A 24633-nucleotide genomic window follows, 5' to 3' on the forward strand; every position below is an offset into this window, starting at 1 on the left:
TGCCTAAAAACGTTTGTTTACTTTTATTGTTAACAAAATAATTAACAATTATAACTGCTAAACATAATACCCTAAACTAATTTGAAACAATAAATTATTTTTCTATATTTGAATGGATTAAAAATTCAAACAGAATAAAAATTTAATTTTCAAACAAAAAATCATGAGTAAATTTGACGAAAAAGTAGAATTGTATAAAAAATTTATGGACGACAGAGACATTCGTTCAAATACTGATTTATTAAAAGCAGTTACAAAAGGATTAGGTCCTTCTATTTATAAAAAAGATGCAGAAACTGTATCTGGTTCTGATGCAAAAGAATTAGAAACAGTAAAAAAGAACTTTTTGATAAAAAAATTAGGTTTAGCTGATGGTCCAAAATTAGACGAAGCAATCAATGAAGTTATGGAACGAATTGGAAAATCTGAAAGAAATAAATACCGTGCTGTAGTATACTACATGCTAACAAAGAAATTTGACAAAGAATCTGTTTACGGAATGTAATATTTTTTCTTTTTTAAAAAATAGATCCTGCGTTAGTATTAATGCAGGATTTTTTTATTTTAGCCCGTTACAAACAACTAATTACTATGTCACAATTTATTAGCGTTTTTGATATGTTAAAAATTGGTGTAGGGCCTTCAAGCTCGCACACCTTAGGTCCATGGAGAGCTGCTCAACAATGGATTCAAAAACTAAAAAAAGACGAACTTATAGAAACCGTTTCCTCTATAAAAGTTGATCTTTACGGATCTTTATCTTTAACAGGAAAAGGACATGCTACTGATTTAGCTGTTCTATTAGGTTTAAGTGGAACTGATCCTGAATATATCCCTATTGATAATATAGAACATATTATCTCTGAAATAAAGAAAACTAACACCCTTAATTTCAACGCTGAAAAAGTTTTAAATTTCTCAATTAACCAAGTCATTTTCAACAAAGACTTTTTACCTTTTCACTCTAATGGTTTAACTTTCAGAGCTTTTTCTAAAGAAAAAAATGAAATATCTAGTGAGACTTATTATTCTATAGGTGGTGGCTTTGTTATTCAAGAAGAAGTTAAAACTTCAACCACTACTGAGATTAACAAACAAAACTTCCCTTTCCCTATAAACAGAGCCTCTGAGCTAGAAGATTATTGTAATTCAAAAAACAAAAAAATCTCTGAAATTGTTTTACAAAACGAGTTAGTTTTAAAAACTGAAGAAGAAATTGATTCTGAATTATTACGTATTTGGAACACAATGCTTGAGTGTATGTATATTGGTTGCCACACTAAGGGTACATTACCTGGAGGTTTAAATGTAAAAAGAAGAGCGTTTGAAACTCATAAAAAGTTAATTAAAGAGGCTGCTTATACAAATAAAGATGAATGGATTACAGCTATAAGAAGTACAGAAGTTAAGTTTAGAGAAATTTTAAAATGGGTTAGTTGTTGTGCGTTGGCTGTTAATGAAGTAAATGCCTCTCTAGGAAGAGTTGTTACTGCTCCAACAAATGGAAGCGCTGGAGTTATACCTTCAGTTTTAATGTATTACTTAGTTATAGAAAATCATAATGCTGACTTTGAACACATCAAAAAATTCTTACTAGTTGCTGGTGAAATTGGAAGTGTATTTAAGAAAAACGCTACTATATCTGCAGCAATGGGAGGCTGCCAGGCTGAAATTGGAGTTTCATCTGCAATGGCTGCTGGAGCCCTTACTGAGCTTTTAGGAGGTACTCCATCTCAATGTTTAGTAGCCGCAGAAATAGCTATGGAACATCACCTTGGTTTAACTTGTGATCCTATTGGTGGTTTAGTTCAAATTCCTTGTATTGAACGTAATGCTATGGGAGCTATAAAAGCAATAAATGCCGCTGAGTTAGCTTTAGAAACTAATCCTGAAGACTCTTTAGTTCCTTTAGATAAAGTTATAGACACCATGTGGGAAACCGCTAAAGACATGAATAGAAATTACAAAGAAACCTCTGAAGGAGGTTTAGCAATTACTGTTGGTTTAGCTGATTGTTAAAAATAAAAAAGCACTCTTAGAAAGAGTGCTTTTTTCTACCTTGTAAAAACTAAATCTGTTTTTGTAGACATTTCTTCAGAAAAACCATATCCATCTACATTAAATCCTTTCAATTCTTCTAATGTTTCAACATCATTCTCTATTATATAGCGAACCATTAGTCCTCTAGCTTTTTTTGCATATGTCATGATAGTTTTATATTGACCATTTTTAAAATCTTTAAAAACTGGGGTTATCATAGGTACTTTCAATACTTTTTTAGGCACTGCTTTAAAATATTCAGAACTTGCCAAATTTATTAATAACTCATTATTATCTAATTCTTCATTTAGTGAATTTGCTAATTGGTCATCCCAAAATTTATATAAATTATCTGCTCTTCCTACTTTTAATCTAGTCCCCATTTCTAACCTATACGGCTGAATTAAATCAAGAGGTTTTAGTAAACCATATAATCCAGACAAAATTCTTAGTTTATCTTGTAAAATAGGTACTTTTATTTCGGGTAAAGTAACAACATCTACCCCTCTAAAAACTTCACCTGTAAAAGCATAAATAGCCTGTTTAGCATTTTCTAATGTAAAAGGAAGCTCCCATTCTTGGTTTCTTTCATAATTTAACATTGCCAAATCATCAGATATTTTCATTAATTCTGATATTTTTTTCTTTGATAATGTTCTTAGTTTTTTATTTAACTTTTCTGATTTATCTAAAAATCTAGGCTCTGAATATAAGCTTGTTATTGCTTTTGTTTCAAAGTCTAACGATTTAGCAGGTGATATTATAATTTTCATTGGTAACTATCTTTTTACAGTTCTTAAAGGTATAAATGTTTACAAACTAAATGTTGTTTTTGTATTAATTAAATTTTATTCCTTTATCATTAAAATCTATCTATTCACTAACATTTAATCCATCATATGCTAAGAACACATTATTAGGTAATTCTTTCTCTACTTCTTCATGAAACCCTAACAGCTCGCTTATATGAGTTAAATATGCTTTTTTAGGTTTCAATTCTTTTATAAAAGCTAATGCCTCTTCTATATTGAAATGTGTTGCATGTGGTTCTTTTCTTAATCCAGTTACTATTAAAACATCTAAATTTTGTAGTTTTATTTTTTCTTCAGTAGAAATAGTTTTAATATCTGTGATATAAGCTATATTATCAAAACGATACCCTAAAATAGGTAAACTTCCATGTAAAACTTCTACAGGTGTAACCGTAACCTCATTTAATTCAAATACTTTTTTATGAGAAACAGGAATTACCTCAACCGTTGGTGCACTTGGATATTTATTTTCAGTAACAAAAACATAATCGTACCTTTTTTGCAATGCTTTAAGCACTCTATCTGTTACATATATAGGTACTTTTCCCATTCGAAATCCAAAAGGTCTTATATCATCAAATCCAGCAATATGATCAGAATGTTCATGAGTAAATAATATTCCATTTATTGATTGAACATTTTCACGAATCATTTGTTGTCGGAAATCTGGTCCACAATCAATAACATAGTTAACATTATCCCAAGAAATCATTATTGATGACCTCAACCTTTTATCTCTAAAATCTTTTGAAAACGCTACAGGATGGTTACTTGTAATCATTGGAACACCTGTTGAAGTGCCTGTTCCTAAAAAAGTTACTTTTATTTGTTTTTTTTTACTCATGGTTAACACAAAAATACGATAAAAATTGACTGATAGTTTCAATTTTCAGTACATTTGCTTCACGTAACAAAAAATAACAAAATGGCAATTACGTTAAAGGGAGATCAAAAAATAAACACGGTTCAAACTACCAAAACTAAAGCTTTAAAAATCAATTTAAATGCTCATATTTATGGTACTTTTGCCGAAATTGGAGCAGGACAAGAAACTGTTCGTAATTTTTTCAGAGCTGGTGGTGCTTCTGGTACAATTGCAAAAGCAATGAGTGCTTATGATAAAGATTTCTCTGATGCTATTTATGGTATTGAAAAAGATAATCGATATGTTACGGAAGCTAGATTAAAAAAAATGCTTAGGCATGAGATGGATTTAATTGAAGAACGTTTAGATCGTCAAAAACATCCAGATAAACTTTTTTTTAGTTATGCAAATACCGTAGCTACTATAAACTTTTCTAAAAAATTTAAAGGACATGGCTGGGTTGGTATCCGTTTTCAACTTGATCCTTTAGAAGACTATAACGAAATCGTTTTGCATTTACGTTTTAAAGAAACTGATGCAAGATTACAACAAGAAACTCTAGGTGTTTTAGGTGTAAACTTAGTTTATGGAGCTTTTTACTTAAATGACAACCCTAAAGAACTACTTAAATCTTTTTATGACAATATAGATAAAGATCGTTTAGAAATTGATATGATCAACTTTTCTGGGCCAAGGTTTATGTATGTTGATAATCGATTAATGAGTTTACAATTAGTTAAAAACGGTATGACTAACGCCGTAATGTTTGACTCTGATGGTAACAATTTATTGCCTGCTCAAGTATTATACAAACGTAACATACTTGCTCTACGTGGTAGCTTTAGACCTGTAACTAAAGTAAATATGGATATGTTCCAAAAGTCTAAAGAATTATTTTTAGCCGAAAAGAAAGTAGATCCTGAGAAAACTCAAATAATTTTTGAAATTACCTTAAGTAACCTTAAAGCTGAAGGTAAAATTAATGAACGTGACTTTTTAGACAGAGCTGAATTATTATGTTCACTTGGTCAAAACGTAATGATTACCGATTATCAAGAATATTTCAAGTTGGTTGAATATTTTAGTGAATTTACCAAAGAACGTATGGCTTTAGCTATGGGAGTAAACAATCTTATTCAAATTTTTGACGAGAAGTACTACCGAAGTTTAAGTGGTGGAATTCTTGAAGCATTTGGTAAACTTTTTTATAGAGATTTAAAAGTTTATATGTATCCTTATAAAGAAGAAGAATCAGGTGAATATATAACAAGTGAAAACTTAAAAGTTCACCCACGTGTAAAAGAACTTTATAAGTTCTTCAAATCAAATGGTAAACTAGTAGACATTAAAGGGTTTAACCCTGAAATTCTAAGTATCTTTTCTCGTAAAGTTTTAAAAATGATAAAAGAAGACGAAGAAGGTTGGCAAGAAATGCTTCCGAAAGGAGTTTCTGAAACCATTAAAGAAAAACGCTTGTTTGGTTTCTTCAAAAAAAGAAAATAAAATTTCGCATTTAAATTAAACCTTTTAATAAATTTATGGTCTAACAGCTAAACTAAATTGGTTGACAGACGAAATAACATTTATTAATCAACTGCAAGACGCTTCTACAAAAGAAATAGCGTTTAAAAGTCTAATATCCGAATACAAAGAACGGTTGTATTGGCATATCAGAAAGATTGTTTTAATACATGCTGATGCTGATGATGTTTTACAAAATACTTTTATCAAAGTATTTAAAAACATTGATTCATTCAAAGGAGATAGTAAACTATTTTCTTGGATGTACAGAATAGCTACTAATGAAGCTATTACCTTTATAAACAAAAAAGCAAAAAGTAAAAGTGTTGATATAAATGATTATCAACAAGAATTAACCTCTAACTTAAATGGTGATTATTGGTTTAATGGAGATGAAATTCAAATAATTCTTCAAAAAGCTATAGCTACTCTCCCTCAACAACAACAATTAGTTTTTAATATGAAGTATTTTGACAACATGAAATACAATCAAATTTCAGAAATCTTAAACTTAAGTATTGGAGGCCTTAAAGCATCATATCATCATGCCGTAAAAAAAATTGAGGCATATATTAAAAATAGTAATTAAACCTTTTTATAAAAAGTAAGTCAAATAAACATGAACAATAATATAAAGGATAGCATAAAATACATAACTAACCAAACCAATAAGGTTAATGGTTTTACTGTTCCTGAAAATTATTTTGAAAAACTTGAACAAAAAATATTGGTTGATAGTAATCCAGCTTTAAGCAAAAAACATCCTTTTAAAACACCTGATAATTATTTTGAAGACTTAGAAAATTCAATCATAAATAAAATAACTAATATTGAAAAACAACCTAAGAGTAAAGTAATATCAATATATAAAAAAACAATACAACTTATCCCTACTGCAGTAGCTGCTTGTGTTCTTATTTTTTTAAGCTATACTTATTTTAATTTCAATACTACTAATGAAATTATCGATTTTAATAATATAACTACAGCTGATATTGAAGAGTGGTATGAAAATGGTTATATAAATACTACAGAAGAAGATTTGTCATTAGCTATTAACTCAACGAATTTGAACCTTGAAGAAGACATAATTACTTCTATTGAATTAAATAACGATAACATAGAAGAATATTTAAATACTATTGAAAACAGTACAATTTTTAATGAAATAGAATAAAAATGAAAAAACAAACACTACTTATCGCTATATTTTTTCTTTTTTCTAGCTTCTATTCGCAAGCTCAATTTAAAAGAAAAAAACAAAGTAAGATACAAGCTTATAAAATAGCTTACATAACAGAAAAACTTAACTTAACTGAAAATGAAGCTCAAAAATTTTGGCCTATATATAATGACTATAGTAAAAAAATGAGACAACTTCATAAAGAAGAGCGCTACAAAATAAAAAAGAGAATTTCTAAAAACGGTGATTTTGAAAGCATTTCCGAAGAAGATGCTAAAAAAATATTATTAAAAATAAAATCAATAAATAAAAAGAAAACCGTTTTAAAAAATTTATTCTTTGATAAACTATCATCATTCTTATCGTATAAAAAAGCACTAACACTTGAAGTTGCTGAACACGAGTTTAAATGGAAAATAATGAAAAAGCTACATCATAATAAAAGGAAAAAACATTAATGTTTTGGCATAAAAACCTCTAATAATTCTGATTCTTCTGGTGAACTAATAACAAAATCTTTTAAACAAGCAGGAATCATAATTGTTTGTCCCATTGTTAGTTTTTCAATTTGATTTTTATAAGTAAAGGTTACATTACCAGCTACACACATGTAAATAACAAAGCTATCTTTTTCGTAGTGATTTATAGATAATTTACCTTTTACAGGTAATACATTAGTGGTAAAATAAACACATGAAACAACTTTAGTTGTTTCATTTTGTTTTTTCACATAATCAGTTTTATAAGAAACTTGTGATTTGTAATTTATAACTTCTAAAGCTTTATCTGTATGCAACTCTCTATAACTACCATCTTTATCTTTTCTATCCCAATCAAAAATTCTATACGTTATATCTGATGTTTGTTGTATCTCTGCAATTAAAACTCCACCACCAATCGCATGGACTCTACCTGGTGGAATAAAATATACATCTCCTTTAGAAACTTCATCTATATTTAAAATTTCTAGTAATGATTTATTTTTTAAATGATGAAGATATTCCTCTTCGTTTGAATCTTTTTGAAAACCAACAATAATATTAGATTTCTCATCCGCTTGCATTACATACCACATTTCTGTTTTACCAAAAGAATCATGCCTTTGTTTAGCCATATTATCATTTGGATGCAATTGTACACTCAATACTTCTTTGGCATCAATATATTTAATCAATAAAGGAAAATCATCTTTAAAATCTTTATAAACACTTTCTCCAACTAAACTACTTTTATAGTTTTTTAAAAGTTCTTTTAAAGTTTTACCTATAAACTCACCATTACTTACTACCGATTCATCTCCTCTTACATCTGAAATCTCCCAACTTTCTCCAACAGAATCTTCTTCCGTTATCTTATTTAAAACAGTTTTTAATTTCTCTCCTCCCCATATTTTTTGTTTTAATATAGGTTTAAATCTAAGTAATTGGTCTATCATATAATTTTATTCACCGCTATAGGTTACGTAATTTCTAGGGGTTTCGTATAATGTAATTTTTAAATCAAATTCATTTTCTATTTTCAATCGCAACTTATTATAAATTACAACAGCTATATTTTCAGCTGAAGGGTTTATATTCATAAATTCTTTAACATCTAAATTTAAGTTTTTATGATCAAAAACATCCTCTATTTCTGTTTTAATTAATTCTTTTAATTTTCCTAAGTCATAAACATACCCAGTTTCTTTATCAATCTCACCAGATAAAGATACAATTAACTCATAATTATGTCCATGATAATTAGGGTTGTTACATTTTCCGAAAATTTCAATATTCTTTTCATCTGACCATTCTTTGTTATATAATCTATGGGCAGCATTAAAATGAGCTTTTCTATGTACAGTAACTTTTGGCATAATTTATATAAATTTATAAATTTTTTCGTAAGATTCTTTAAAAATTATCTTAAACCATTCAGTATAAATTTCTGGTTTCTTATCAATATCATTTTTCACCTCTTGCAATGGCATCCATTTATAAGCTTCCACCTCTGCTTTATTGATTAATGGAACATCATTAAACTTACCAACAAGTACATGATCTAATTCATGCTCAGTTAAACCATTATCAAAAGGGGCTTTATATATAAAACTAAAAACCTCTTCTAAATCACAAACAAACCCCATTTCTTCTTGTAAACGACGCTTACCTGCTTCAATATTAGTTTCTCCATCTCGTTGATGAGAACAACATGTATTTGTCCAGAGTAAAGGTGAATGATATTTTTCTTTAGCTCTTTGTTGTAACATTAACTCACCTTTGTTATTAAAAACAAAAACAGAGAAAGCACGATGTAATAATGCTTTTTCATGAGCTTCAATTTTTTCCATTAATCCAATAGGATTGTCTTGTTCATCAACTAAAATTACCTGTTCTTTCATTTGTCGATATTAATGAAAGCAAACTTACAAAATTGACAGCAGTTCAACAATTAATACTTTGAACGGTTTTATAATTAAATGTATCTTTGCAACCTTAAAATTTATAGATGAGTTTTTTAGAAGAAATACAGAGAAGACGTACGTTCGGAATTATATCACATCCAGATGCTGGAAAAACAACCTTAACTGAAAAATTATTATTATTTGGTGGGGCAATTCAAGAAGCTGGTGCTGTAAAAAATAATAAGATAAAAAAAGGAGCCACTTCTGATTTTATGGAGATTGAACGTCAAAGAGGAATTTCTGTTGCTACTTCTGTATTAGCTTTTATTTATAAAGATAAGAAAATTAATATTCTAGATACACCTGGACATAAAGATTTTGCTGAAGATACTTTTAGAACTTTAACTGCTGTTGATAGCGTTATTGTTGTGATTGATGTTGCTAAAGGAGTTGAACCTCAAACGGAAAAACTTGTTGAAGTTTGTAGGATGCGAAACATACCTATGCTTGTATTTATCAATAAATTAGACCGTGAAGGAAAAGACGCTTTTGATTTGTTAGATGAAGTTGAACAAAAGTTAGGTCTTCATGTAACTCCTATGAGTTTCCCTATCGGTATGGGGTATGATTTTAAAGGAATCTATAATATTTGGGAAAAGAAACTTAATATCTTTTCTGGAGAAAACAAAACAACTATTTCTGAAGGTGTTCAATTTGATGATGTTACAAATCCAGAATTAGATAAAATTATAGGAGAAGATGCTGCTGAAACACTAAGAGAGGAAATTGAAATGGTATATGGAATATACCCTGAATTTAATCAACAAGAATACTTAGAAGGAAAATTACAACCTGTGTTTTTTGGTTCTGCTTTAAATAATTTTGGAGTTAAAGAATTATTAGACGCTTTTATTGATATTGCACCACAGCCACAACCTAAAAAAGCTGAGGAACGTTTAGTAGATTCTAAAGAAGAGAAACTAACCGGTTTTGTATTTAAAATACATGCAAATATGGACCCTAAACATCGTGATCGTTTAGCTTTTATAAAAATTGTATCAGGTACTTTTAAAAGAAACACTCCTTATTTACATGTACGAAATAAAAAGAAAGTAAAATTCTCTAGCCCTAATGCCTTTTTTGCAGAAAAAAAAGAAATTGTAGATGAATCTTTCCCTGGTGATATTGTTGGTTTACATGATACTGGAAACTTTAAAATTGGAGACACTTTAACAGAAGGTGAACAACTTAATTTCAAAGGAATACCAAGTTTTTCTCCTGAACATTTCCGTTATGTAAACAATGCTGATCCAATGAAGGCCAAGCAACTATACAAAGGTTTAGATCAGTTAATGGATGAAGGTGTTGCTCAATTATTTACAATGGATATGAACGGACGTAAAATTGTTGGTACTGTTGGAGCTTTACAATATGAAGTAATACAATATCGTTTGGAGCATGAATATGGTGCTAAATGTTCTTATGAAAATATTTCAGTACACAAAGCTTGTTGGGTACAACCTGAAGACCCTAAAAATGAAGAATTCAAAGAATTCAAACGTGTTAAACAACGTTATTTAGCAAAAGACAAACAAGGTCAGTTAGTATTTTTAGCTGATTCTGCTTTTACTATTCAAATGACTCAAAGTAAATATCCTAGTGTAAAATTACATTTCACAAGTGAATTTCAGTAAATAATATTAAAAATGTAAGTTATTATGATAGTAAAAACATTAATTAATATTGAGACAACAAAAAATAAATTGTTCCTTTTCAGTTTTTTGTTACTATTTACTTCTTTTACTTTTTCACAAGAAAATTTATCTCTTTTGAAAGGAAAGGAATTACATAATAAAGTTCGATTAAACTTTATTCCTGTTCAGATGCCTTCAAATAAGTTCCCTGATTTGAAACCAACTATGGGAATGATGGGCTTACATTATCAAATGCCATTCAATGATTGGTTATATGGTGGAGCTGCAATGCATGCTGCTTTAACAGGAGATCAGGGTGGTTTATTTACTTTAGGTGTTGAACTAGGAATTAATAAACAACTATATAGAAATCTATATTTTGATGCTAATTTCCACTTTGGTGGAGGTGGTGGTTATAGAATTTATGTTAACGATGGTGCTTTTATTAATCCAAACATTGGTTTACAATATAAAAAAAACAACTACTCTTTTGGCGTCCAATATAGTCATGTAAATTTTTACTCTGGAGAAATAAAAAGCAATTCTGTTTCATTTTTTTTAGAAATCCCAAGCCTATTACGTTTTTCTAATTATGATACAGCTCATCAAAATTTTATTAATTCAAACCTCTCTTCTAATAATTTCTGGAAACGTTCAACAGTTAAAAATGTACAACAAGTACGCTTTGATTTTTTCATTCCTTTTGGTAAATCTAAAAAAGATGATCGTACTCCTTTAACAGAAACCTTATATGTACTTGGTTTTGAGTATCAAAAATATTTAAACGAAAACACCTTCTTATTTGCACATACAGATGCCATTTACAAAGGTTTACGTGCTGGTTTTATGGATTTATTTATAGGTGCTGGATACCATCCATACCAATCTAAATATATTAATTTGTTTACTAAGCTAGGAATTGGTGCTGCAGGTGGACGAATTGCTCCTGAAGGTGGTTTAATGATATACCCATCTATTGGAATGGACTTAAAACTATCTAACAATTTTGCTTTAAGTGGACATGGTGGTTATTATAGAGCTTTAGCTGGAGACCTAGAAGCTTATACTCTTGGTTTTGGTGTAAAATATATAGGATTAAACGGTGGTACTAAAACATCTTCTAACAACGAAACAGCTACTTTTAAAACTAAAGGTATCACATTAAGTATGGAAAATCAATCTTACTTTAATGTTGCTAAAAAAGACCCTCCAAATAAAATATACTCAGTAGATTTACAATTATTGGCTTTACAATTTAACTATGATTTAACCAAAAACATCTATTTAATCGGTGAAGCTGGCTTTGCTTATGAAGGTCAATCTGGTGGTTATGCTCATGGATTAGTTGGATTAGGTTTTAAAACTAATACCTTTTTTAATAATAAACTAAATGCCTTTTTAGATCTTACTGCTGGAGCTGCTGGCGGCGCTGGAGTTGATACAGATGAAGGTATTATTATAAGACCTACAGCTGGTTTAAATTATAATATCACAAATAATTTTTCAATTACTGCCTCTGGCGGTAAATTATATTCGCCTTTTGGCAATGTAAAATCAACAAATATTAATATCGGATTTAACTTCAATTTTGCTAGTTTGTCCGTTTCAAAATAATGTAAAATAGTTTTTAAAATTAAAAAGATGAATAACGGAATTTATGCAAAGTTCACTACTTCTAAAGGGAATATTTTAGTGAATTTAGAATACGAAAAAACACCTGGTACAGTTGGTAATTTTGTTGCTTTAGCAGAAGGTAACCTAGAAAATTCAGCAAAACCTCAAGGAACTCCTTATTATAATGGATTAAAGTTTCACCGTGTTATTCCTGATTTTATGATTCAAGGTGGTTGCCCACAAGGAACAGGAACAGGAAATCCAGGTTATAAATTTGATGATGAAATTCATCCTGAATTAAAACATGATGCTCCTGGTAAATTATCTATGGCAAATGCTGGACCAGGAACAAATGGTTCTCAGTTTTTCATTACGCATGTAGCTACTCCTTGGTTAGATGGTAAACATACTGTTTTTGGAAGTGTTATTGAAGGACAAGATGTAGTTGATGCTGTAGCCCAAGAAGACGAAATGAATGTAGAAATAATTCGTGTAGGTGATACTGCAGAAGCTTTCAACGCAGTTGAAGCTTTTAGGTCTTTTGAAGGAGCTAGAGAAAAGCGTGAAGAACAAGAAAAAGCTAAACAAAAAGAATTATTAGACTCTGTGGCTGCTGGATATGATGAAACTAATAGTGGGCTACGTTACAAAGTTTTACAACAAGGCGATGGTAAACAAGCTACTAAAGGAGCAACAGTTTCTGTTCATTATAAAGGTCAATTGTTAGATGGAACTGTTTTTGATTCTTCATACAAACGTAAACAACCTATTGATTTTGCTATTGGCGTTGGTCAAGTAATTGCTGGATGGGATGAAGGAATTCAATTATTAAAAGTTGGAGATAAAGCTCGTTTAGTTATACCGTCAAACTTAGCTTATGGTGAAGCTGGTGCTGGTGGGGTGATACCTCCTAACGCGACATTAATTTTTGACGTTGAATTAATGAACGTAAAATAATTAAATAAACATACTATTGTATAAAACTCTCATTTAATGGGAGTTTTATTTTTTTATAAATATTCTATTAATTTTAAATTAACATTCCTAACATTAAGCATAACATTAATTAATGCATTTATGATATTAAGGTAAAGGCTTTTCGATGTAAAAAAGAGAAATTTACATCAACCAAGTAAGCCCCATAAATCATGAAAGCAAATTTATTAACATCAATCTTTTTATTATTATCATTAAATGGTTTTAGTCAAGAAGTATGTAAATCATCTGAAGAAACCATAACCGATTTAAATAGTATATCTATCAGTAAATGTGAAATAGAAAACACTAAAGAAAAAAAAGTAAAACCAACACAACGAAAAATAACTAGAACCTCAATTTCATCAAGAAAAAGAATTACTAGTAGGTTTAAAACAACTCCTAAACGTATTAAATCAAATTTAAGCTTAAATAATAATTTAAAACAAGCTTTAATTAATACCTCGAGTACCACTAAAAATAAACTAAACACCAAAAGTGTGCTATTCAAACTTGTTGATGAAGTACCTTTATTTCCATCATGTTCAAACGGAGATAAAATAGAAAATATTAAATGTTTTAAAAATAATATGCAAAAACATTTTATTAAAAACTTTGATCCTGAATCAATAGTCGAAGATAATATTTCTGGAAAAGTGATTATACGTTTTAAAATTGCTATTGATGGAAGTATAAAAGAGCCACAAATAATAAGTTCAAAGAAGAGCAACAAATTAAAAGAAGAAGTCATTAAAATATTATCAAAACTCCCTAGTTTACAACCTGGTAAAGTTAATGGGCTACCTGTTAATGTTGATTATGTTTTTCCTATTAACTTAACAAGCGAGTAAATTAAAAACAGCCATAAATTTGAAAAAAAAAGTTAAAAAATAAATTTCTTCAAAAAAAAACGTAAAAAAAATATTTTCAACGATTATTACAAGACTCCTTTAAAACAAAGGGAAAATGAATAAAAAAAGATAATAAAAAACATAACTAGTTAATTTTTAAACAAATAATTACTTGTTTTTGTAACTTTTTACATATTTTTGCGTCATAATAATAGAACATTACTTTGAAAGGTATTTTTAAAGTAGGTAAAATAAATATTAATTTAACAGTAAAGTAATTGTTATTTTTCTTTGAATTTAAAATTTGTTTTATTATGTTTACAATGTTAATCAAAATTATTAACCCCTAAATTAAGCAAGATTATGATGAGATTCCCCTTGTTAATTATAGCTATATTATTTTCTTTTATAGCTACAGCTCAAGAGCAATGTGCTACTCCAGACGAAAGTATAGCTGACCCAAATAGTATTACTAAGTGTGCAGTAGAAGAAGTAAAAGGTGCTGATGGTTCAGCAAAAAAACAAGTATCAATTGAAGTTTCTACAAGAAGACGTGTTGTTCGTAAAAACAAATCAGCCGTTTCTGCTATTGGAGGTTCAAATAATTCTCATCAATTAGCTAACGTTAAGAAAAAAACGTTGTTAGTTGGTAAGTTAGAACTTGAAGACTCAGGAGAAGCTCTTAAAAAGATTCCATTTAACATAGTTGAAGAGATTCCATTATTTTCAAAATGTGAAAGCCAGCCTTTAATCAAGCAAGCAAAATGTTTTGAAGAGCAAATGAATAAGCATATCTTAAAAAACTTTAAATATCCTGAAGAAGCTTTAAAGAATGAAATTCAAGGAAGAGTATTAGTTCAATTTACTATCAATGAAAATGGAGCTGTACAAGATATAAGAATGCGTGGTCCTAAAGGTGGAGAATTATTGGAAAAGGAAGCTAAGAGATTAGTAACTGAATTACCTAAATTCATCCCTGGGAAACACAATGGAAAAGTAGTAAAAGTAAAGTATGGTATTCCAATTACTTTTAAAGTTCCAGGTTCTAAAGGAAAAGCTAAAACTAAAAGAGCAGTAGTAGCTAGAAAAGTTATTAAGAAAGCACCTGTTAAGAAAGCAGCACCAGTTGTTAAGGAAGCTCGTCTTACTAATATCATCAAATTTAATAAAGTTCAATCTATTCCTCAATTTAAAGCATGTGCTAATGCTTCTGATTTTGAAAGGTTAAATTGTTTTAATGAAAGAATGATTAGTCATATTCAAAGAAACTTTAACTATCCAGAAGTTGCTGCAAGAAAAAATATTGAAGGAAGAGTATGGGTTACTTTTGTAATTAGTAAAGAAGGTAAAGTTAGAAATGTTCAAATGAGAGGTCCTAAAGATGGACACCTTTTAGAATTAGAAGCTAAAAGAATGGTAACTAAATTACCTACATTTATTCCTGGAAAACAAAATGGAGAATTAGCTAATGTTCAATATACTATACCTATCAACTTTAAATTAAACGATTAAGGTTTATCAAAATTCATCATATAATATAAATAAAAATCCTGAAACTTAATTGTTTCGGGATTTTTTAATTATTATTCTTCCCTCCTATTTATTTTCCTAAATTTTATACTTCACGAAACAATTATAATATTCAACCTATAAAATGGTATATTTGAAATTATTTTAGATAAAAACTTATGAATATTATTGCAATGATACCTGCAAGATATCAAGCTTCAAGATTTCCAGGAAAATTAATGAAAGACTTAGCAGGAAAGCCTGTAATAGTTAGAACTTATGAAGCTGCTCTTAAATCGAAACTTTTTGATGATGTTTATGTTGTAACAGATTCTGAAATTATATCTCAAACAATACATAACATAAATGGAAAAGTTATTATTAGTAAAAGGGAGCATGATTGCGGTTCTGATAGAATAGCTGAAGCTGTAGAAAACATAGAAACTGACATTGTTGTAAATGTTCAAGGTGATGAACCTTTTATTGACACTATATCTTTAAAAAAACTAATAGCTGTTTTCAAAGAAGATACAAAACACATTATTGATTTAGCTTCTTTAAAAGTTGCTATAAAAGAAAGAGAAGAGATTGAAAACCCTAATAATGTAAAAGTAATTACTGATGCAAATAACTTTGCATTATACTTTTCTAGAAGTGTTATTCCTTTTCATAGGGAAAAGGATCAAAGTATTACATACTTCAAGCACAAAGGGGTTTATGCATTTAGAAAATCAGCTTTACTAGATTTTTATAATACACCTATGACTCCTTTAGAAACTGCTGAAAAAATAGAATGTATCAGGTATTTAGAAGTTGGCAAAAAAATTAAAATGATAGAAACTACTATTGAAAGTATTGGTATTGATACTCCTGAAGATTTAGAAAAAGCAAAAAAATATTTATCTAAACAAAATGATTAAAAAACAAATTAAAGTTATAGCTTTCGATGCTGATGATACACTTTGGGTAAATGAAACTTATTTTAGAGAAGCTGAAAATGCTTTCGCTAATCTATTATCAAATTACGAAACAGAAAATAAAATACATCAAGAGTTATATAAAAAAGAGATTGAAAACTTGCCAATTTATGGCTATGGAATTAAAGGATTTGTTATATCAATGATAGAATGTGCTTTAGAACTTTCTAATAATACTATTAATCAAAAAACTATTAGTAAAATAATAAATATAGGTAAAGAAATGTTACAAAAACCTGTTATAATTTTAGATGGTGTAATAGATGTTTTAAATAGTTTAAAAAGAGATTATAAATTAATTGTTGCTACAAAAGGTGATTTATTAGATCAAGAACGAAAATTAGAAAAGTCTGGCTTAATTAAATACTTTCATCATGTTGAAGTAATGAGTGAAAAAAAAGAAAATGATTATACTAAATTAATTAACCATTTAGATATTCAAGCTAGTGAGTTCTTAATGATAGGTAATTCTTTAAAGTCAGATGTTCTACCTTTATTAAATATTGGTGCTTCTGCAATTCATATTCCTTTTCATACTACTTGGGAACATGAGAAAGTAACTCAAGACACAACTAATCTCAATTATAAATCCTACACAAAAATTACTGATATTTTAAATTCATTGTAATGTTTATCGAGTATTTTATAAAATAGGTTTTATTTCGTATTTTATTTGATATTAAAAGAATAAAAACTAGTAAATTTGCATCAAATTTATAATTATGGCAAGTATAAAAAACTTAAAGAAAGATATTAATTATACCTTAGGGGATATCATTGAAGAATGTTATGTATGGGAGCTATTAAACCCTAAAGAAGATACAGCAAAATCTGAAGCAATTATAGATGAAGCAATCGCTACATTTGATGGTTTACTAGATAACGTACATGCTAAAAATATTGAAAACAAAAAAAGTCATTTCAAAAACATTAGTAAAGACCTAGAAATCAAAGCTAAAGAACTTATACAAAAAGTAAATAGTTTATAATCAAAAAGCCAGTTTTTTTAAAGCTGGCTTTTTTTTGCTTAACTTTAACATTGTTCACATAATATTTTTTCGTAAATTACGATTAATAATTATAACTCAAATCCCCTTAAAATGGCAAGAGCTATGTATGACTACACTAAAACGGTACTTAAAAAAGTAAGTTTTAACTCTGATTTGTTTTGTAAGGAATTAAAGAAAGCTTTAAATCGATTACTTCCTCACGAAATTAATGAATTAACAATTTGGCTTAAAGAATTTACGGCAAACAAGCCGGAGCTTTATGTCTGCATGTCAATAGTTAGAAATTAAAAAAAAAGGAAGGTATTTTAAAATACCTTCCTTTTTTAATTAATACTATCATTTTTTATTTTTCTTCACAATCACTATCTTTTGTACATTTATTTTGACTTGGATTATTTCCATTTGATTTAAAATTATTTCTTAAAAACATTAAGTAACTATTACGCTTACTTATTCTTTTTTTTACTTTAATTTTTTCTGCCTGTTGCTTAGCTTGTATTCTATCTTTTCCTTTAACAATATAAAAATATGATCTTCTATTTACTTGATGTTCCTTTTCTGAACACTTTCTTTGATTAGCATTATTACAATTGTTTAATAACTGCTCTTCACCGTACCCTATAGCACTTTCTATACTCTTCTTAGGTATACCTCTTGATATAATATAATCTCTTGTAGATTTTGCCCTTTTGTCTGATAAAAACTTATTGTAGGCATCTTTACCTCTACTATCAGTATGAGACTCAATTTTTATTACAATTTCAGGATGATTTTTCATTACTGTAACAATGTTTTCCAGCTCATATTCGGCATCTTCTCTAATAAATGATTTATTAAAATCGAAATAAATTGGGTTTATAACAATTTGATCTCCTATTATTAAAGGAATAAGTTTTAAATCAACTTTTACAACTTCAATTTCTTTAGACATAGTATCAATAGGTTTTTGATCTGGTCTATGATCTAATTTACTTGCTTTAATAACATATTTTGAGTCGCATAATACTTTTTCAAATTTATAATTACCAGAAACATCAGAAATAGTTTCATGCATTACTTCACCTGAAGCATTTACTAATTTTAATATAGCATCAGGTATAATATCACCGGTTTTAGCATCAACAACAGTACCTGTTATAGTTTTCGTACAAATTGAAGGTGTTGTATATATATAGTAACTATAAATATCATCATCTCCTTTTCCCTTTTTCCTATTAGATGAGAAAAAACCTTTTTTACCATCTTCATGAATATAAAAAGCAAAATCATCTCTTTTACTGTTAAAAGGCTCTCCTAAATTAGTAACTTTTGTAAAAGTTGAATCATTTTTAATTTTAGTTTGAAAAACATCTAGTAATCCTAACCCTAAATGCCCGTCTGAAGAAAAATACAACGTATTATCATTTCCAATGAAAGGAAATTTTTCTTTATCAGAAGTATTTACTTTATCACCTAAATTAATAGGTTTACCAAATGCATCGTTTTCTTTGATTTTTACCTTATAAATATCAGATGCTCCAAAACCTCCTGGCATATCAGAAACAAAATATAATAATTTTTCATCAGGACTTAAAGCTGGATGCCCTGTAGAATACTCATTACTATTAAAAGGTAATTCAAGTACATTACTCCACACTCCATTTACTAATGAAGCTCTATATATTTTTAAATTAACAGATCTTCTCTTATCATTATTTAATCTTTTACCATCAAAATTATTTCTTGTAAAATAAACAGTTTTACCATCTTTAGTAAAAACAGGTTTACCTTCATGATATCTTGTAGTAATAGGCTCAGGTAAAATTTTATGATTATTTAACTCTAAAACTGTATCCTTTTCATTTCCCTCTATGGTTTCTATACTTTCTTTAGCTTTGTAAATATTTAAAAATGGTTGATTATTCCATTTATATAAACGTTGTTTTTTACCTTTTTTTGGAGCAGCAGATGTATAATAGGCATTTCCATCTAAAATAAAACCTCCATAATCAGAATATGGAGTATTAATTGCTAAATTTCTAATACTTATTCTTTGGTCTTTATTATTTGAGTAATCAAGAAGATAATTTTCATTTTCTAATTCAATTTTCCTATTACTCTTATCATTTTTTTCAGACAAAACTAAAAAGATAGAATCTGATTTTTTATAATCTCCTTTACTTCTTAGAGTTTGGGCATACTTAAATAAGTATCTATCCGTTACCTCATTTCTATAAATCTTCACTAATTTCTCATACCAAATTAATGCTTCTTCAGTATTAGCATTATTGTAATATGAATCAGCTAATCTACTTAAAACATGTTTTGAAGTGTCTCCTTTTTTTACCACTAGAGATTTATATAATTCTGCTGATTGGATATAAGAAAACTCTTCAAAATATCTATCAGCAACTCTTCTACTTTGTGCAAAAACTGTATTAACACTTATTACTATTAATAGTATTAGTAATATTTTTTGTGATTTCATTAATTCTACTTTTTCTAGTTTAAAAGAACCTTGGTGATTTATATTTATATTCTTTAAATATGTCATACCTAAGCATAACTTCATGAGTTCCTGAATTTGTTACATTATAATTAGATGTAGTTAAATCATAAGCATATCCAATTAATAATGAGTCAGTGGCTTGAAAACCTAATAGAGCACTTATTGAATCTCCCCATCTCCATGCTACACCAGCTCTAAATTTATCATTAAATAAAAAATTAGCTGAAACATCTAATGACAATGGAGCACCAGAAACTATTTTAGCTAACGCGGCTGGTTTAAACTTTATATTTTCATTTAATTCAAACACATAACCAGCTATTAAGAAAAAATGCATTCTTTCAACTGCTGTTGTTGTTGTAGAAGCTAATTTTTGATCATAATGTTCAGTTCTAATAAAATTTGGTACAGATAAACCTATATACCATTCAGGTTCGTGATAGTATATACCAGCTCCTATTGTTGGTAAAAATTTACCATTAATATTACTGGCAAACAAAGCTTCATCTTTAACCAACCTTCCTTTTGTCCAATCAATATTTAATATCCTTCCTCCTAATCTAAGTCCAAAAGCTAAATTTCCTACTTCTCCTGTCTCTACAGTATATGATAAGTTTCCATCAAAATAAATTTCATGAGATGGCCCTATTTTATCATTTACTAAATTTAATCCAAGTCCCAACTTTGACCTACCAATAGGTGTATCATAACTTAAATTTTGTGTATCAGGAGCTCCTTCAAAACCTACCCACTGTGTTCTTCCTAAAGCTGTTATTACAGCATGACCTCTAGAACCAGCATATGCAGGATTAACACTTAATGTATTAAACATATATTGAGTGAACTGCGGATCTTGTTGCGAATAGGTATTTGTTATTAAACAAATACCTAGTATGCAAGTTAATATTGAAAATGATTTCATTTTATAGTTTTATTGTCTTAAAATATGATAATTATTATCTGTTAATATATATCCATCCTTTTTTAACAGGGCTACCATCTCCTAAATCTAATACATAAAAATATGTTCCTACAGGCAACTTACTATCAACATTAATGTTGACTCTACCATTTGATACTCCTTTGAAAGCTACATCTTCATTATTATATCCTTTCGCTTTATAAACAGTATTACCCCATCTATTAAAAATTTCAATTGTATTGTTTTTATAATTCTCTATACAATCAATTTGTAAAGCATCATTTACTCCGTCTCCGTTTGGACTAAATTCGTTAAAAATTGTTATACAATCATAACTATCACCAAATACATCATCAGCCCCATCTACACTATCAGAAATTCCATCTCCATCAGAATCAGTTCCACTATCACTTACTACTCCATCTCCTCCACTATTTGGATCAGTTGGATCAGTATCATTTACATCTGAATTTCCTGAGTCTCCAAAATTACCATCATCTTCATCTACAACATCAAGAATACCATCTCCATCACTATCAGGCCCATCTACTAACCCATTTCCATCTTCATCATCATTACCTCCTTCTTCAACATCATTAATTCCGTCATCATCACTATCTAGATCTAAATAATCTGGTACTCCATCACTATCAGTATCAGTATTGTCAGATTCTCCTCCGTTACCTTCACCAAATTCAGAATCATCATTATCAACACTATCAACAATTCCATCTCCATCTGCATCTGCTCCGTCAGCAATACCATCATTATCTACATCAACGTTTCCATCTTCGATAACATCGTTTATTCCGTCGTTATCACTATCAAGATCTAAATAATCTGGTACTCCATCACCATCAGTATCTGGTTCAGATATATTTTCAGAATCATCATCTTGTCCATCTCCATCTACGTCACTATATCCAGTATCATTTGAATCTATAACACCATCTCCATTCGTATCTAAAGCTCCATTTCCACCTTCATCTACATCTAAAATTCCGTCATTATCACTATCTAAATCTAAATGATTTGGTACTCCATCTCCATCGGTATCATAAATATCTGGGATACCATCTCCATTACTGTCTGTATAATCAGTTGTTGAACCATCTCCTGAATCTCCATCATCAGAAGTATCTTGCCAGTTTGGAATACCATCACCATCTTCATCACCTGTTGCATTATTATCACCAGATCCTTCATCAACATCTGCTATTCCATCATTATCATCATCTTCATCTATATTATCTGGAACTCCATCTCCATCTGTGTCAATTGCATCTCCAAACGTTCCATTTGCTCCATCTTCACTATCTGAAATACCATCTCCATCAGAATCAGTACCACTATCAGTTACAACACCTGAACCTCCATCATTTGGATCAGTAGGATCAGTATCATTTACATCTGAGTTTCCTGAATCTCCAAAACCACTATCGTCTTCATCTACAACATCAAGAATACCATCTCCATCTGAATCTGGCCCATCTACTAAACCATTTCCATCTACATCATCATTACCTCCTTCTTCTACATCATTAACTCCATCATCATCACTATCTAGATCTAAATAATCTGGTACTCCATCATTATCAGTATCAGTATTTTCAGATTCTCCTCCGTTACCTTCACCAAATCCTGAATCATCGTTATCTGCACTATCAACAATACCATCACCGTCAGCATCTCCACCATCAGCAATACCGTCATTATTATTATCTACATTTCCATCTTCAATAACATCATTAATACCATCATTATCACTATCAAGATCTAAATAATCTGGCACTCCATCTCCATCAGTATCTGGTTCAGATATAATTTCAGAATCATCATCTTGCCCATCTCCATCAGCATCACTATATCCAGTATCATTAGAATCTATAACACCATCTCCATTAGTATCTAAATCTCCATTTCCACCTTCATCTACATCTAAAATTCCGTCGTTATCACTATCTAAATCTAAATGATTAGGAACACCATCTCCATCTGTATCATAAACATCAGGAATACCATCACCATTACTATCTGTATAATCAGTTATAGAACTATCTCCTGTATTTCCATCATCGGTAGTATCCTGCCAGTTTGGTATTCCATCACCATCTTCATCACCAGTAGCATTGTTATTACCAGATCCTTCATCAACATCTGCTATTCCATCATTATCATCATCTTCATCAACATTATCAGGAACTCCGTCTCCATCTGTATCAGTTTCTGTTAATGGATTAACAGTTAAGTAAACCGTTGCTTGATCACATACTACTGGTGTTCCATTATCACATACCTCATATACGAAACTATCTGTTCCTGTATATCCTGCAGTTGGTGTGTAAACAAACGTTCCATCTGCATTAATAACTACTGTTCCATTTGTTGGACCTGTTACTGCTGTTGTGTTTACAGTTTGTGTATCTCCCTCTGGATCTGTATCATTAGTTAATACATTTCCTGAGATAGTACTGTTTGAATCTCCATTGAATGCATCATCATTTGCATAACTATCATTCGTTCCATCTACTGGACTTACTGTAATTGTTACTACCGCTGTACTACATAAAGCTGGACTTCCATTATCACATACTTCATATTCAAATGTATCCTCTCCACTAAATCCTGCATTTGGTGTATATGTATACGTTCCATCTGCATTGATGGTTACTGTTCCATTACTTGGATTACTTACTGGAGTTGTATTGATCGTTAATGGATCACCATTTGGATCAAAGTCATTCGATACTAAGTTTCCACTTACTGGACTTCCTACTTCAGTATTTCCTGTGTCATTATTAGCGATTGGACCATCATTTACTCCTACACTTGTTACTGGTAATACCTCAATAGTTACTGTTGTTGTATCACATGCTTGTGGTGCTCCATTATCACATACTGTATAGGTAAAAGTATCTTCTCCTGTAAACCCTGCATTTGGTGTATATGTGTAATCTCCATTTGCACTGATCGTTACCGTTCCATTACTTGGATTCGTATTTGAACTTACCGTTTGAGTGTTTCCTTCTGAATCTTCATCATTCGTTAATACATTTCCACTTACAGCTACATCAACATATGTATTTGTGATATCAACTACTGCATCGGTTGTGTTTACTGGATTAACAGTTAAGTAAACCGTTGCCTGATCACATACTACTGGTGTTCCATTATCACATACCTCATATACGAAACTATCTGTTCCTGTATATCCTGCAGTTGGTGTGTAAACAAACGTTCCATCTGCATTAATAACTACTGTTCCATTTGTTGGACCTGTTACTGCTGTTGTGTTTACAGTTTGTGTATCTCCCTCTGGATCAGTATCATTGGTTAATACATTTCCTGAGATAGTACTGTTTGAATCTCCATTAAACGCATCATCATTTGCATAACTATCATTTGTCCCATCTACTGGACTTACTGTAATTGTTACTACCGCTGTACTACATAAAGCTGGACTTCCATTATCACATACTTCATATTCAAATGTATCCTCTCCACTAAATCCTGCATTTGGTGTATATGTATAAGTACCATCTGCATTGATGGTTACTGTTCCATTTGTTGGTCCTGTTACTGGAGTTGTATTGATCGTTAATGGATCACCATTTGGATCAAAGTCATTCGATACTAAGTTTCCACTTACTGGTGTTCCTACTTCAGTATTTCCTGTATCATTGTTTGCAATTGGTCCATCATTTACTCCTACACTTGTTACTGGTAATACCTCAATGGTTACTGTAGTTGTATCACATGCTTGTGGGCTTCCATTATCACATACTGTAT

General features: G+C 29.7%; 23 protein-coding genes. 15 read left to right on the forward strand and 8 right to left on the reverse strand.

Annotation, left to right across the window (positions count from 1 at the left end):
- Positions 1 to 163 precede the first annotated feature (163 nt).
- Together DS884_RS05015 and DS884_RS05020 are read left to right on the forward strand one after the other, a co-directional pair.
- Positions 164 to 505, forward strand: a complete 342-nt coding sequence (locus DS884_RS05015) for a DUF2853 family protein (protein ID WP_093870748.1) — start codon at positions 164 to 166, stop codon at positions 503 to 505.
- Between the two features lie 86 nt (positions 506 to 591).
- Positions 592 to 2019, forward strand: coding sequence for an L-serine ammonia-lyase (locus DS884_RS05020; protein WP_093870747.1), 1428 nt, complete (start codon positions 592 to 594; stop codon positions 2017 to 2019).
- A gap of 35 nt (positions 2020 to 2054) precedes the next feature.
- Here DS884_RS05020 and yaaA read toward each other — a convergent pair whose 3' ends face one another.
- Positions 2055 to 2813: a peroxide stress protein YaaA gene (gene yaaA / locus DS884_RS05025; protein WP_113786008.1), complete on the reverse strand. Its 759-nt coding sequence runs from the start codon at positions 2811 to 2813 to the stop codon at positions 2055 to 2057.
- A gap of 100 nt (positions 2814 to 2913) precedes the next feature.
- Positions 2914 to 3696: an MBL fold metallo-hydrolase gene (locus DS884_RS05030; RefSeq protein WP_113786009.1), complete on the reverse strand. Its 783-nt coding sequence runs from the start codon at positions 3694 to 3696 to the stop codon at positions 2914 to 2916.
- An 81-nt stretch (positions 3697 to 3777) separates the two neighbouring features.
- Here DS884_RS05030 and DS884_RS05035 point away from each other — a divergent pair, with 81 nt between their 5' ends.
- From DS884_RS05035 to DS884_RS05050, 4 genes are all read left to right on the forward strand, one after another.
- Entirely contained in the window at positions 3778 to 5220 is a 1443-nt protein-coding gene (locus DS884_RS05035) for a nicotinate-nucleotide adenylyltransferase (RefSeq protein ID WP_093870744.1), read from the forward strand.
- Positions 5221 to 5281: 61 nt separating this feature from the next.
- Positions 5282 to 5827 (forward strand): RNA polymerase sigma factor, encoded by a 546-nt coding sequence (locus DS884_RS05040; RefSeq protein ID WP_093870743.1) that lies wholly within the window; start codon positions 5282 to 5284, stop codon positions 5825 to 5827.
- 30 nt (positions 5828 to 5857) lie between these two features.
- Positions 5858 to 6415 carry a hypothetical protein gene (locus DS884_RS05045; RefSeq protein ID WP_093870742.1) on the forward strand — a complete coding sequence of 186 codons (558 nt, stop codon included), beginning with the start codon at positions 5858 to 5860 and terminating at the stop codon, positions 6413 to 6415.
- Positions 6416 to 6417: 2 nt separating this feature from the next.
- A complete protein-coding gene (locus DS884_RS05050) occupies positions 6418 to 6879 on the forward strand; it encodes a hypothetical protein (RefSeq protein WP_093870741.1) in 462 nt (153 codons plus the stop codon).
- Here DS884_RS05050 and DS884_RS05055 read toward each other — a convergent pair.
- Genes DS884_RS05055 through idi form a run of 3 tightly spaced genes read right to left on the reverse strand, consistent with a single transcriptional unit; the run spans position 6876 to position 8801 of the window.
- Entirely contained in the window at positions 6876 to 7856 is a 981-nt protein-coding gene (locus tag DS884_RS05055; RefSeq protein WP_093870740.1) for a type I phosphomannose isomerase catalytic subunit, read from the reverse strand. The two genes, DS884_RS05050 and DS884_RS05055, sit on opposite strands and share 4 nt — an antisense overlap.
- A gap of 6 nt (positions 7857 to 7862) precedes the next feature.
- The gene (locus DS884_RS05060; RefSeq protein ID WP_113786010.1) at positions 7863 to 8276 is read right to left on the reverse strand and encodes a 6-pyruvoyl trahydropterin synthase family protein; all 414 of its coding nucleotides are present in this window, start codon (positions 8274 to 8276) and stop codon (positions 7863 to 7865) included.
- A gap of 3 nt (positions 8277 to 8279) precedes the next feature.
- On the reverse strand, positions 8280 to 8801 hold the full coding sequence (gene idi / locus DS884_RS05065) for an isopentenyl-diphosphate Delta-isomerase (protein ID WP_093870738.1): 522 nt from the start codon (positions 8799 to 8801) through the stop codon (positions 8280 to 8282).
- 107 nt (positions 8802 to 8908) lie between these two features.
- Between idi and DS884_RS05070 the strand changes: the two genes are divergently transcribed.
- From DS884_RS05070 to DS884_RS05115, 9 genes are all read left to right on the forward strand, one after another.
- Positions 8909 to 10498 carry a peptide chain release factor 3 gene (locus DS884_RS05070; protein ID WP_093870737.1) on the forward strand — a complete coding sequence of 530 codons (1590 nt, stop codon included), beginning with the start codon at positions 8909 to 8911 and terminating at the stop codon, positions 10496 to 10498.
- A gap of 24 nt (positions 10499 to 10522) precedes the next feature.
- Complete coding sequence (locus DS884_RS05075) at positions 10523 to 12112, forward strand: hypothetical protein (RefSeq protein WP_233487112.1); 1590 nt, start codon at positions 10523 to 10525, stop codon at positions 12110 to 12112.
- Positions 12113 to 12139: 27 nt separating this feature from the next.
- The gene (locus DS884_RS05080; protein WP_093870736.1) at positions 12140 to 13069 is read left to right on the forward strand and encodes a peptidylprolyl isomerase; all 930 of its coding nucleotides are present in this window, start codon (positions 12140 to 12142) and stop codon (positions 13067 to 13069) included.
- A 191-nt stretch (positions 13070 to 13260) separates the two neighbouring features.
- Positions 13261 to 13938, forward strand: coding sequence for an energy transducer TonB (locus DS884_RS05085; protein WP_113786011.1), 678 nt, complete (start codon positions 13261 to 13263; stop codon positions 13936 to 13938).
- 363 nt (positions 13939 to 14301) lie between these two features.
- Positions 14302 to 15450 carry an energy transducer TonB gene (locus DS884_RS05095; RefSeq protein WP_093870734.1) on the forward strand — a complete coding sequence of 383 codons (1149 nt, stop codon included), beginning with the start codon at positions 14302 to 14304 and terminating at the stop codon, positions 15448 to 15450.
- A 176-nt stretch (positions 15451 to 15626) separates the two neighbouring features.
- A complete protein-coding gene (gene kdsB / locus DS884_RS05100; protein WP_093870733.1) occupies positions 15627 to 16367 on the forward strand; it encodes a 3-deoxy-manno-octulosonate cytidylyltransferase in 741 nt (246 codons plus the stop codon).
- Positions 16360 to 17052, forward strand: coding sequence for an HAD family hydrolase (locus tag DS884_RS05105; RefSeq protein WP_113786013.1), 693 nt, complete (start codon positions 16360 to 16362; stop codon positions 17050 to 17052). Before kdsB ends, DS884_RS05105 begins: the two co-directional genes overlap by 8 nt.
- Positions 17053 to 17146: 94 nt before the next feature.
- Positions 17147 to 17413, forward strand: coding sequence for a hypothetical protein (locus DS884_RS05110; RefSeq protein WP_093870731.1), 267 nt, complete (start codon positions 17147 to 17149; stop codon positions 17411 to 17413).
- Positions 17414 to 17524: 111 nt separating this feature from the next.
- Positions 17525 to 17722, forward strand: coding sequence for a hypothetical protein (locus tag DS884_RS05115; protein WP_093870730.1), 198 nt, complete (start codon positions 17525 to 17527; stop codon positions 17720 to 17722).
- Positions 17723 to 17777: 55 nt separating this feature from the next.
- Here the strand turns inward: DS884_RS05115 and DS884_RS05120 are convergent, their stop codons facing one another.
- From DS884_RS05120 to DS884_RS05130, 3 genes are all read right to left on the reverse strand, one after another.
- Positions 17778 to 19985 carry an OmpA family protein gene (locus tag DS884_RS05120; protein ID WP_233487113.1) on the reverse strand — a complete coding sequence of 736 codons (2208 nt, stop codon included), beginning with the start codon at positions 19983 to 19985 and terminating at the stop codon, positions 17778 to 17780.
- Positions 19921 to 20844 carry a type IX secretion system membrane protein PorP/SprF gene (locus DS884_RS05125; RefSeq protein ID WP_113786014.1) on the reverse strand — a complete coding sequence of 308 codons (924 nt, stop codon included), beginning with the start codon at positions 20842 to 20844 and terminating at the stop codon, positions 19921 to 19923. The genes DS884_RS05120 and DS884_RS05125 overlap by 65 nt, the downstream gene beginning before the upstream one ends.
- 34 nt (positions 20845 to 20878) lie before the next feature.
- Positions 20879 to 24633: Ig-like domain-containing protein (locus DS884_RS05130; RefSeq protein ID WP_113786015.1), on the reverse strand; the 3755-nt coding region annotated here is incomplete at its 5' end.

Origin of the sequence: Tenacibaculum sp. E3R01, assembly GCF_003318185.1 — a bacterium.
Classification (GTDB): domain Bacteria; phylum Bacteroidota; class Bacteroidia; order Flavobacteriales; family Flavobacteriaceae; genus Polaribacter; species Polaribacter halocynthiae.

Coding starts and splice junctions, on each gene's coding strand:
- DS884_RS05015 (WP_093870748.1), top strand. CDS start 164: ATGAGTAAATTTGACGAAAAAGTAGAATTGTATAAAAAATTTATGGAC.
- DS884_RS05020 (WP_093870747.1), top strand. CDS start 592: ATGTCACAATTTATTAGCGTTTTTGATATGTTAAAAATTGGTGTAGGG.
- yaaA (WP_113786008.1), bottom strand. CDS start 2,813: ATGAAAATTATAATATCACCTGCTAAATCGTTAGACTTTGAAACAAAA.
- DS884_RS05030 (WP_113786009.1), bottom strand. CDS start 3,696: ATGAGTAAAAAAAAACAAATAAAAGTAACTTTTTTAGGAACAGGCACT.
- DS884_RS05035 (WP_093870744.1), top strand. CDS start 3,778: ATGGCAATTACGTTAAAGGGAGATCAAAAAATAAACACGGTTCAAACT.
- DS884_RS05045 (WP_093870742.1), top strand. CDS start 5,858: ATGAACAATAATATAAAGGATAGCATAAAATACATAACTAACCAAACC.
- DS884_RS05050 (WP_093870741.1), top strand. CDS start 6,418: ATGAAAAAACAAACACTACTTATCGCTATATTTTTTCTTTTTTCTAGC.
- DS884_RS05055 (WP_093870740.1), bottom strand. CDS start 7,856: ATGATAGACCAATTACTTAGATTTAAACCTATATTAAAACAAAAAATA.
- DS884_RS05060 (WP_113786010.1), bottom strand. CDS start 8,276: ATGCCAAAAGTTACTGTACATAGAAAAGCTCATTTTAATGCTGCCCAT.
- idi (WP_093870738.1), bottom strand. CDS start 8,801: ATGAAAGAACAGGTAATTTTAGTTGATGAACAAGACAATCCTATTGGA.
- DS884_RS05070 (WP_093870737.1), top strand. CDS start 8,909: ATGAGTTTTTTAGAAGAAATACAGAGAAGACGTACGTTCGGAATTATA.
- DS884_RS05075 (WP_233487112.1), top strand. CDS start 10,523: ATGATAGTAAAAACATTAATTAATATTGAGACAACAAAAAATAAATTG.
- DS884_RS05080 (WP_093870736.1), top strand. CDS start 12,140: ATGAATAACGGAATTTATGCAAAGTTCACTACTTCTAAAGGGAATATT.
- DS884_RS05085 (WP_113786011.1), top strand. CDS start 13,261: ATGAAAGCAAATTTATTAACATCAATCTTTTTATTATTATCATTAAAT.
- DS884_RS05095 (WP_093870734.1), top strand. CDS start 14,302: ATGATGAGATTCCCCTTGTTAATTATAGCTATATTATTTTCTTTTATA.
- kdsB (WP_093870733.1), top strand. CDS start 15,627: ATGAATATTATTGCAATGATACCTGCAAGATATCAAGCTTCAAGATTT.
- DS884_RS05105 (WP_113786013.1), top strand. CDS start 16,360: ATGATTAAAAAACAAATTAAAGTTATAGCTTTCGATGCTGATGATACA.
- DS884_RS05110 (WP_093870731.1), top strand. CDS start 17,147: ATGGCAAGTATAAAAAACTTAAAGAAAGATATTAATTATACCTTAGGG.
- DS884_RS05115 (WP_093870730.1), top strand. CDS start 17,525: ATGGCAAGAGCTATGTATGACTACACTAAAACGGTACTTAAAAAAGTA.
- DS884_RS05120 (WP_233487113.1), bottom strand. CDS start 19,985: ATGAAGTTATGCTTAGGTATGACATATTTAAAGAATATAAATATAAAT.
- DS884_RS05125 (WP_113786014.1), bottom strand. CDS start 20,844: ATGAAATCATTTTCAATATTAACTTGCATACTAGGTATTTGTTTAATA.